Source organism: Ruegeria sp. AH12, from assembly GCF_056541465.1.
Window position 1 is genome coordinate 55,361 of the sequence record NZ_JBQFYL010000019.1, and the last position, 10,175, is coordinate 65,535.

10 protein-coding genes and 3 pseudogenes are annotated in these 10,175 nt (G+C 54.5%); 11 read left to right on the forward strand and 2 right to left on the reverse strand.

The window, feature by feature from the left end:
• Positions 1–382 precede the first annotated feature (382 nt).
• Both ACR0EL_RS19585 and ACR0EL_RS19590 read left to right on the forward strand, forming a co-directional pair.
• A pseudogene (locus tag ACR0EL_RS19585) lies at positions 383–562 on the forward strand (IS6 family transposase); the annotation flags it as partial.
• A 65-nt stretch (positions 563–627) separates the two neighbouring features.
• Entirely contained in the window at positions 628–864 is a 237-nt protein-coding gene (locus ACR0EL_RS19590) for a hypothetical protein (RefSeq protein WP_480501705.1), read from the forward strand.
• Here the strand turns inward: ACR0EL_RS19590 and ACR0EL_RS19595 are convergent.
• Positions 828–942, reverse strand: a pseudogene (locus ACR0EL_RS19595) (IS110 family transposase); the annotation flags it as partial. The gene ACR0EL_RS19590 and the pseudogene ACR0EL_RS19595 sit on opposite strands and share 37 nt — an antisense overlap.
• A gap of 210 nt (positions 943–1,152) precedes the next feature.
• On the opposite strand from ACR0EL_RS19595, the gene ACR0EL_RS19600 reads away from it, so the two are divergent.
• The 9 genes and pseudogenes from ACR0EL_RS19600 (at position 1,153) to ACR0EL_RS19640 (ending at position 9,809) form a co-directional block, all read left to right on the forward strand.
• Positions 1,153–2,430 (forward strand): flavin-containing monooxygenase, encoded by a 1,278-nt coding sequence (locus ACR0EL_RS19600; RefSeq protein WP_480501706.1) that lies wholly within the window; start codon positions 1,153–1,155, stop codon positions 2,428–2,430.
• A gap of 23 nt (positions 2,431–2,453) precedes the next feature.
• A complete protein-coding gene (locus ACR0EL_RS19605) occupies positions 2,454–2,870 on the forward strand; it encodes a RidA family protein (protein WP_480501707.1) in 417 nt (138 codons plus the stop codon).
• An 83-nt stretch (positions 2,871–2,953) separates the two neighbouring features.
• Positions 2,954–3,628: a DUF1028 domain-containing protein gene (locus tag ACR0EL_RS19610; protein ID WP_480501708.1), complete on the forward strand. Its 675-nt coding sequence runs from the start codon at positions 2,954–2,956 to the stop codon at positions 3,626–3,628.
• A 15-nt stretch (positions 3,629–3,643) separates the two neighbouring features.
• The gene (locus tag ACR0EL_RS19615; protein ID WP_480501709.1) at positions 3,644–5,140 is read left to right on the forward strand and encodes an aldehyde dehydrogenase; all 1,497 of its coding nucleotides are present in this window, start codon (positions 3,644–3,646) and stop codon (positions 5,138–5,140) included.
• 24 nt (positions 5,141–5,164) lie between these two features.
• Positions 5,165–5,353 (forward strand): annotated as a pseudogene (locus tag ACR0EL_RS19620) (helix-turn-helix domain-containing protein); the annotation flags it as partial.
• Positions 5,354–5,368: 15 nt separating this feature from the next.
• Positions 5,369–6,100, forward strand: coding sequence for a LysR substrate-binding domain-containing protein (locus ACR0EL_RS19625; RefSeq protein ID WP_480501718.1), 732 nt, complete (start codon positions 5,369–5,371; stop codon positions 6,098–6,100).
• A 107-nt stretch (positions 6,101–6,207) separates the two neighbouring features.
• Positions 6,208–8,277, forward strand: coding sequence for an oxidoreductase (locus ACR0EL_RS19630; protein WP_480501711.1), 2,070 nt, complete (start codon positions 6,208–6,210; stop codon positions 8,275–8,277).
• Positions 8,231–9,424, forward strand: coding sequence for an acetylornithine deacetylase (gene argE / locus ACR0EL_RS19635; RefSeq protein ID WP_480501713.1), 1,194 nt, complete (start codon positions 8,231–8,233; stop codon positions 9,422–9,424). Before ACR0EL_RS19630 ends, argE begins: the two co-directional genes overlap by 47 nt.
• A 16-nt stretch (positions 9,425–9,440) precedes the next feature.
• Positions 9,441–9,809 carry a cupin domain-containing protein gene (locus ACR0EL_RS19640; protein WP_353011070.1) on the forward strand — a complete coding sequence of 123 codons (369 nt, stop codon included), beginning with the start codon at positions 9,441–9,443 and terminating at the stop codon, positions 9,807–9,809.
• Positions 9,810–10,083: 274 nt separating this feature from the next.
• On the opposite strand, the gene ACR0EL_RS19645 is transcribed toward ACR0EL_RS19640, so the two are convergent.
• Positions 10,084–10,175: 4Fe-4S dicluster domain-containing protein (locus tag ACR0EL_RS19645; protein WP_480500154.1), on the reverse strand; the 92-nt coding region annotated here is incomplete at its 5' end.

Here is a 10,175-nt window from a genome sequence, read left to right on the forward strand (position 1 = left end):
CAGCGACCCTGGCAGATGCACACAGATCAAAGACCGTTCCACGGTCTGATTGTGAGAGGGCAGGGGGGCAGGACAGGGAGCTAAGGTGTTTGGGCTTCAACGCCAATTCTGTGCCTAATTCCTGATAGAGCTCGTCTTAGGTCGAATAGGGATACAAATCGGGTAACAACAGTGGTTTTGAGGGTTGCAGGTACAGTGTGCAAAATAGATGAAAAAAGATCATTATGAAATTACTGCTGAGACTGTGAACAAACATATGAGGTGTGTTGCAGAAGGGTTTGAGGGTTCAGTTGCGGGCTCTTTTGCAAACTATTGACTGTTGACGCTCGTAAGTGCTTCGAGTGAATGAACATCTAAATTTTGAAGTCGAAAGTCTGTTTTTATGATCTCTTTCAAAGGCGCGCAGTATCCGAAAGATGTGATCCTCTTCGCAGTGTTCTTCTATGTCCGATACGGTGTGTCATATCGCGATCTAGAAGAGATCATGCATGAGCGAGGCGTTGCAGTGGATCACACGACGCTGAATTGCTGGGTGACGCGGTATGCAGGCGCAATCGCTGAAGCCGAGATCGGGCCGATACCAGGCATACGCATCAATCTACGCACGTCTGCATTCAGAAGGGCATGTTGCGGGATCATCTTAGAATAGCCATCGACTCGTTCGGTCAGGCCGACGAACTGATAGCACTGGATACCGAGCATACCGTTGGCGATCTCTGGCATTTCTGGATGGTCGCCATCAAGGTGACGCTTTGCAAAAGTCGTCACTGCTTCGATTCCAATGGGCAAGATAAGCCCACACTCACTCAAAAGACTGTGGATTATGCTGGCCAGCTGGGTGCGCTGCCGGACGGCCAGATCTAGAGTCCGGTGGATTGAGAGAATGGCTTGCTGCTCTTCCGTCTTGATCTCGACAAATCGCATGGTTGGTCGACGGGCCGCCTAACAGATTGCCTCAGCACTACGATCGCCCGCTGCACAAATTGGGGCCGACAGCGACAACCCGGCTTATTTAGAAACTGGTCTTAGCCATAGCCCAAGCAATGCTTAACGAGATCATATTTCTCAGAAGCATCGTCGATTTCTAAGATTGCAGAAAGGCTGCGCCCATGTGGGTAGCGACTCTCGAAGCGCCTAATAGAGGATCTCGATATGACAATTGAAAAGACGGATACGCTGGTTGTTGGCGGAGGACAGGCCGGTATCGCGGCCAGTGAGCATCTGAGCAACAATAATATCCCGCATATCGTGCTGGAAAAGAACCGCACTGCTGAAGCTTGGCGCACCGGTCGCTGGGATGCGCTGGTGGCCAATGGCCCGGCTTGGCATGACCGTTTCCCGAATATGCTGTTCGAAGGTAACGATCCCGATGAGTTCGTTACCAAGGACCGCTTTGCGCAGTACCTGATTGATTATGCAACCATGATCAAGGCACCGATCCGAGAAGGCGTAGAGGTGGTAGAAGCAACGCGACAGCCGGGAAAAGGTGGTTTTCTGGTAACTACCAGTGCGGGTGAGATCGAGTGCAATCGCATCATCGCAGCCACGGGCGCGTTCCAGCACCCAGTCATTCCGCCGATCGTACCAGAAGAGGCGGGCATCGACCAAATTCACTCTTTCTACTACAAGAACCCAAAACAGCTGGCCGACGGCGCCGTGATGGTCGTGGGGGCAGGTTCATCGGGCGCTCAGATCGCAGATGAGTTGAACCGTGCAGGCCGGAAGGTCTTTTTGTCGGTTGGCCCGCATGACCGTCCTCCGCGTCGCTACCGAGGCCGTGACTTCGTTTGGTGGTTGGGCGTTCTGGGACTGTGGGACATGGCTGCACCAGCACCGGGCACAGAACATGTGACCATCTCGGTCAGCGGTGCCTACGGTGGCCGCACGATGGATTTCCGCCGCTTGGGCAATGAAGGCGTGCGCCTGACGGGCCTAACCGCTGGCTATGCCGATGGCGTTTTGAGCTTCAAGGGCGACCTGCAGGAGAACGTGGCGAATGGCGACGCAAACTATAAGGAAGTTCTGGACATGGCCGACGCCTATGTCGAACGCACCGGCATTGCCCTGCCGGAAGAGCCGGAAGCTCGCATCGTACACCCTGACCCGGACAGCCTCGCCATCCCGCTGACTGGTATCAACTTGGCCGAAGAAGGCGTAAGCACGATCATCTGGGCGACCGGCTTCCGTCAGGATTTCAAATGGCTTAAGGAGGACGCCTTTGATGAACGCGGCGCGCCGGTACACCAGCGCGGTGTTTCCAAGGCCCCGGACGTCTACTTTCTGGGCTTGCCATGGCAATCGCGTCGCGGTTCGTCGTTCCTGTGGGGGGTCTGGCATGACGCCAAATACGTGGCCGACCAGATCGCGATCCAGTGCTCCTACGGCAAGTACGAAGGCGAAGCCGCCGTTGTCGCCTCCGCGGCAGAATAAATCGACAAAAGCAGGATTCTGAAATGACGCATACACGCATCCGTAAATTCAATACCTCCGACACTTATCCCGAGCAAAATCTGGACAACGACCTGTGCCAGGCTGTCGTCACGCAGGGTGGTAAAACCGTCTATCTGCGCGGCCAGTGTCCACAGAACTTAGACGACGCCGTCAATATCGACAGCCATGATCCGGTCGAACAGACACACAAGGTCATGCAGAACATCAAGCAGTTGATCGAAGAAGCCGGCGGCTCGATGGATCATCTGGTGAAGGTTGTCGTCTACATCACCGACGTCCGCCATCGCGAAGCGGTTTATCGCACCATGGGTGAGTATATCAAAGGTGTGCATCCCTGCTCGACCGGGCTTGTTGTGCAAGCTTTGGCGCGGCCCGATTGGCTTGTTGAAATCGATGGAACTGCAGTTATTCCCGATTAACTCGGGATGGCTGGGCTGCGCTGGCTCCCTTCTCCCCTTAGTTCAGCGCGGCCCAGTCTCGAATTTGTCTACAGGAGTCCGTCATGACTTTTTCTCTGGTTGCGCGCTGTCCGGACACTGGAATGTTTGGGTTGGCCATTTCGTCGTCTTCTCCGGCTGTCGCCGCCCGTTGCTCGTTCGCGCGCGCAGGGGTTGGTGCTGTTGCTTCGCAGAATGTCACTGATCCCAGCCTCGGTCCCCTCACACTGGATCTGATGAAACAGGGCCTGTCGGCAGCCGATGCGATGGCCGAGGTCGTGAAGCGTGGAAAATTCATCGAATACAGGCAGGTTCTGGCTGTTGATGTATACGGTACGACCGCGATCCACTCAGGTCCCAACTCTTTGGGCATCTGGACACAAGCACAAGCTGAGAATGTTGCGTCTGGCGGCAATCTTTTGGCCAACGACACTGTGCCGCAAGCGATTGTCGATGGTTTCCTGTCCGCGTCGGGTCATATCGGTGACCGTTTGATTGCAGCGATGCGTGCCGCACTTGCCGCTGGTGGTGAGGCCGGTTCGGTTCATTCTGCCGGGATGAAAATCGTGGACAAGGTCAGCTGGCCGGTGGTGGATCTGCGCTGCGACTGGACCGAAGATTGCCCGATCGAAAACATCGCGACCGCCTGGGACATCTACAAACCGCAACTTGACGCTTACATCCAGCGTGCGCTGGACCCGCGCGAAGCGCCCTCATACGGCGTGCCGGGCGACGAATAATCAGGGAGATTCCGAATGCTGGACTATTCACACGAAGACTGGAAAACCCGTGCCGCGAACCTGAAATTCAAAGGCCAGGCATTCATTGATGGCAAGTTCGTCGACGCGGCATCGGGCAAGACATTTGATTGTATCAACCCCGCCACCGACGAGGTTTTGGTGCAGGTAGCCGAAGGAGACGAAGCTGACATCAATCGTGCCGTCGAAGCAGGTCGCGCTGCGTTTGAAGACGGGCGCTGGTCGCGTATGGCCCCTGGTGACCGCAAAGAGATATTGCTGAAGCTGGCCAACCTGATCCGCGCTAATCTCGAAGAGATGGCACTGCTGGATAGTCTGGATATGGGTAAACTGGTCACCGATGCTGTCACTGTGGATGCACCTGGATCGGCGCATTTCTTCCAGTGGTATGCTGAAGCTATCGACAAAATCTATGATGAGGTTGCCCCCACCGCACCCGGCGATCTGGCGCTGATCTCTCGCGTGCCTTTGGGTGTTGTAGGCGCGGTAACGCCCTGGAATTTCCCACTGGACATGGCGACCTGGAAGGGCGCCGCAGCGCTAGCGGCAGGTAATTCGGTCGTTTTGAAGCCGGCAGAGCAATCGCCCCTGTCGGCGCTGCGGCTTGCAGAATTAGCGGCGGAAGCTGGTGTGCCTGATGGCGTCTTCAACGTAGTGCCTGGCTTCGGTGTCACGGCTGGCCGGGCCTTGGGGCTTCACATGGATGTTGACTGCCTGGCTTTCACCGGCTCGACCGTGATTGGCAAGATGTTCATGCAATACTCCGGCCAATCGAATTTGAAACAGGTCTGGCCAGAGACCGGGGGTAAAAGCCCCAATCTGGTTTTTGCTGACTGCGAGGATCTGGATGCGGCAGCCGACATGGCGGCATTTGGTATCTTCTTCAATCAGGGCGAAGTGTGCTCGGCCAACTCGCGTCTGTATGTTGAACGTTCCATCAAGGATGCTTTTGTAGAGAGACTGATCGCGCGTGCCAACAATATGCAGCCCGGCGACCCGCTGGATCCGGCGTCTAAAATGGGTGCGATCGTGGATGCAAAACAAACGCAAGGCATCATGCGCTTTGTAGAAGAAGGCAAAAAATCTGCCAATCTGGTCGCCGGTGGAGAGCAGGTGACAGTCGGTGGCAAAGGCTGCTTTATCCAGCCGACGATCTTCGATGACGTAACGCACGACAATCCCCTGGCTCGGGACGAGATTTTTGGCCCGGTTCTGTCTGTTATCCCTTTTGACTCGGAAGATGAAGCGGTGGCAATGGCCAACGACTCGATCTACGGCTTGGCGGCTTCCGTTTGGACGGACAACCTTAGCCGAGCGTGCCGCGTATCCGACAAGCTGATGGTGGGTACGGTGTCGGTGAATACCGTCGATGCCCTGTCGGCGCAGACCCCATTCGGGGGAATGAAACAGTCAGGGTTTGGCCGGGACTTGTCCTTGCACTCGCTTGAAAAGTATACTGCTTTAAAAACAACGTGGATCAAGTACAAGGCTTGAACCAACCATAAAAAGAGACTGCCCTTGCCGATCAGATACACGTTACGTCAGCTTGAATATTTCGTAGCGGTCGGCGAGGCGGGCTCAATCGCAGTTGCCTCTGAAAAGGTTAACGTATCGTCGCCCTCAATTTCGGCGGCAATTTCTCAGCTAGAGAAAGAATTCGGATTGCCTTTGTTTGTGCGTCAGCACGCGCAGGGACTTTCTCTGACTCAGGCGGGACGGGCGATGTTGGATCAGGCGCGTATCGTGCTGCGCGAAGCCGAAGGTTTGATGGACCTAGCTGGCAGCATTGTGGGTGTTGCGCGGGGGCCATTGAATGTTGGATGCCTTTCGACATTCGCCCAAATGATCCTGCCAAGCATAAGGCGCAATTTCGAGGATGCTTTTCCCGAAGTTCGCGTGCGTCAGTTCGAGCTGAACCAGGCAGATATCTTCAGTAATATTCGCCGGGCTGAGATCGATATAGCGCTTACCTACAACCTTGATATTCCAGCCGATCTTCGGTTTATTTCACTGACCGAGCTCCCACCCTACGCATTGGTTTGTGAAGGTCACCCGCTCGCCAAACATCCCTTCGTTTCGGTAGAGATGCTGGCGGATCATCCAATGGTGCTACTCGATTTGCCTTTCAGTTCTGAGTATTTCCTATCGTTCTTCCAGAAGATCGGAAAAAAGCCATACATTGCTGAGAAAACCAAGGACATGGCGGTAATGCGAAGTCTGGTTGCGAACGGATACGGGTTCGGGCTGGCAAACATCAAACCATTGAATGATCTGTCACCAGATGGAAAACCTCTTCGGACGATCCCTTTGCTTGGCAATGAGCGGCCAATGCGCCTTGGATTGCTGATGGCGACGGACGCGGAAAACACGATTTCAGTCAAGTCTTTCATCAATTACTGTGCTGATTTGGTGGAAGAAAATGCCTTGCCGGGAATTGAGACGAAAAAGAAGTGAGCGTGACCGCGTTAGAGCAAAACTAATCGTTGATTTCGCAAGCCCAACTTTAGGGCGGTACATTTACCTGTATCTTAAACGTCGACTCTGAAACGAAGGAGGCGGCATTGCGCGACCCACGTTACGATATCTTGTTCGAGCCGGTACAAATCGGACCACTCACGGCAAAAAACCGATTTTATCAGGTTCCGCACTGCAACGGTGGCGGTTATCGTGATCCGTCCGCGGCTGCCGAGATGCGCGGTATCAAGGCCGAGGGCGGTTGGGGTGTTATATTCACAGAGCAGTGCGAAATGCACCATACCTCAGAGATTACTCCGTTCATCGAACTTCGCCTGTGGGAAGACAAGGACATCCCGCAACTGCGCAAGATGTCCGAAAAGATGAAAACACACGGTGCATTGGCCGGTATTCAGTTGGCTTACTCCGGCATCAATGGCCCGAACCTTTACACTAAGGAAGTGCCGCTGGCGCCCTCTGCGCTTCCGATCAGGACCTTTACCAATGATCCGGTTCAGGCGCGCGCGCTGTCGAAATCTGACATTCGCGATCTGCGGCGATGGTTCGTGAATGCGGCAAAGCGCTCGAAAGAGGCAGGTTTTGATTTGATCAACCTCTATGGTGCCCACGGCTTTGGCATCTTCCAGCACTTCCTGAGCCGTGCCACCAACCAGCGCTCGGATGAATATGGCGGTAGCCTGGAAAACCGCGCCCGGTTCAGCCAGGAGGTGATCAGTGACATCAAGGATGCCGTCGGCGATACCATGGGTATCGCTCTGCGTGTCAGCCTGGATGAGACCATTGGTGAGCTTGGTTTCTCGAACGCTGAGGTGCGTGATTATATCGAGATGAACAAAGACCTGCCCGACCTTTGGGATCTGGCGCAGGGTACATGGGAGGATTGTTCAGGCCCCTCGCGATTCAAGGATGAATCGGCGCAGGAAAACCTGGTGCGCGGCATTCAGGAACTGACTGATAAACCGATTGTGGGTGTGGGCCGCTTCACTTCGGCAGATACGATGGTCAAGCAGATCAAATCGGGCGTCCTGAATATGATCGGCTGTGCCCGTCCGTCTATTGCCGACCCGTTCCTGCCGAAAAAGATCGAGGAAGGTCGGATCGACGATATCCGCGAATGCATCGGCTGCAACATCTGCATTACCGGCGACATGACCATGTCGATCAGCCGCTGCACCCAGAACCCCACCTTCATGGAAGAGTGGCGCAAGGGTTGGCACCCTGAACGGATGAACCAAAAGGGCGATAGCGAAAACGTGCTGGTCGTGGGTTCCGGCCCTGCTGGCTTAGAAGCAGCGCGCGCGTTGTCTGAACGTGGCTATGACGTAGCAATTGCCGAAGCCACTACAACGCTGGGCGGTCGAGTTGCCAAGGAACGTAAACTCCCGGGCCTCAGCGCTTGGGGCCGCGTTCTGGAGTATCGCGAATACCAGATCAGCCAGAAGCCGAATGTTGAAACCTATTTTGAAAGCGAATTGGATGCTGAAAGCATTCTGGAATTCGGGTTCGAAAATGTCTGTCTAGCCACCGGTTCCACATGGCGGCGTGATGGTGTTTCGCGTCAGCACGTTGTACCAATGCCCATCGCCGAAGGGGCCAAAATCTATACCCCTGACGATCTGATGGATGGCACGATTCCCGAAGGCCGTGTCGTTGTTTATGACGATGACCACTATTACATGGGTGGCGTTCTGGCTGAAATGCTGGCCAAGAATGGGGCGCAGGTCACACTGGTGACACCGTCAGCTTTTGTCAGTGACTGGACCAACAACACACTGGAACAGATTGCGATCCATCCACGTTTGGTCGAGGCTGGTGTCGAGATCGTGTTGAACCAGGGGATCACAGAAGTCCACCCCGATCATGTTGTGTCCAATTGCACCTATACCGACCGGACCTGGAAGATCGAAGCGGATTCCGTGGTCATGGTCGCGTCGCGCGTCGGAAACGACCAGATATTCGAGGACCTGATGGCCCGCGAAGGCGATTGGGCAGATGCGGGGATCAAGACCGTCAAGCTAATCGGTGATGCCAACGCACCGGGACCGATTGCCTGGGCGACTTATGCGGGTCACCGCTATGCCCGTGAGCTGGATACGCTGGATATCGGAGATGACCTGCCGTTCCGGCGAGAAATCACAGAATTGGCCGTCGACTGATATGACACTGACCCTAGACATACTTGATCGGCTTGTTGAGTTTGACACAATCAGCGCCAAATCCAACCTCGAATTGATCGATTATGTCACTGATTATCTTGCAGAGCGGGGATTTTCCGTGCACCGAATTGGCGACCCAACAGAAGCCAAGGCAGGAATCTACGCTGAAACTGGCCCGACTGGTCCGGGAGTGTTGTTGTCAGCCCATACCGATGTCGTGCCGGTCGAGGGCCAGCCATGGTCTCGCGATCCGTTTCGTCTGACCCGCGAAGACGACAGAGTTTACGGGCGCGGCACTACCGATATGAAGGGATATATCGCGTCAGTGCTGTCGTTGGCGGATCGAGCGGCCCATGTTGAACTGAAAGAACCTCTGAAAATCGTACTGTCTTATGATGAAGAGGTTGGATGCGTGGGAATTCAGCAAATGCTGGATCAACTCACGCCATTGATCGGCCAACCACGCGCCTGTTTCGTCGGGGAACCGACGGAAATGCAGGTAGCTGTTGGGCACAAGGGCAAAGCGGCTCTACGCGCAGTGTGTCATGGGCAAAACGGTCATTCCGCGCTGGCCCCACAGTTTGTCAACGCGTTGCATCTTGCGGCCGACTTCTTGATCGAGTTGCGCACGATTCAGGATGATTTTGCCTTTAACGGCGCGCGGGACGACGCTTATACCATTCCCTATACGACGGTTCACGTTGGAAAACTCTCAGGCGGCATGGCACTGAACATTGTTCCCGACCGAGCCGAGCTGATATTCGAATACCGCCACTTGGCTGTTGATCGTGCCGAGGACATATTAGACCGTATTCAGCAAGCGGCAGATCGCACAGCGAGACCCTATCACACAGTTTGGCGCGGGGCTCGGATCGACGTTGAACAGTACAACGCTTATCCCGGACTAAACGTCAGCGACGACGATCCCGTGGTTGCCTACGCTCAGAAACTAGCACAACGCACCACCACCAAAGTTGCCTTTGGAACCGAGGCCGGGTTCTTTGTGATGCTTGGCATTCCTACCGTGGTGTGCGGACCGGGTTCGATGGAAGGGCAGGGGCACAAGCCCGACGAATACCTGTCGCTTCAGCAATTGTCTGTGTGTGACGCGATGATGGACCGTATCCTTAACGATCTCAAAGCATGAGGCCTAAAGCATGTCTATGACCCCCTATCTTCAGAACAAGAAACGAGATGCATTGGATTTGTGGGGCAACCCCGAATCTATTGGTTCGGAGACAATTGAAGGCGATATCAAATGCGCCGGCAGTTTCGACATCGGAAATCCGGATGCGCCTGTGTTCGGTGGCCAATACAGCGTCACACGCGGCAAATATCGAGTAACTTATGGGTTCCACGAACATGCCACCTTATTGGATGGTGAAGTTGCCCTGACCAACGAAGCGACGGGCGAAACCGTGGTTTATCGGCCTGGTGATAGCTGGATCATTGCAAAAGGAACGCCCATCGTGTGGGACATCCGCTCCGACGAAGCACGCAAATCTTACATTGCCGTAACTTTGGACGTGTAACACACAGTGTGGTCCCCCGATCCAAAACGGCTAGAGAGTTGCCGAGGTTTGTCTTAAGCAGAAAACCCTACAACCTAGATGCACAGCTCTAAAGGTCAGGGATCGGTAGCAAAACACCACGAATTGCCTGAAAGATCAGTTGATTTTATGCACAAATTTTCAATTGTTTTACGCCAATTAGCGTCTCTGAAAGGCAACCTAAAGTAGCTTCAGAAATCATATGAACCCGGTCGTGACGGGTTGATACAGTTTGGCTCAGCTAACCATTTGATCTTTACATATTGGGATAGTTCGGGCCATCCCCACCCTGCGGTGTGGTCCAGGTGATGTTCTGGCTGGGGTCCTTGATATCGCAGGTTTTGCAGT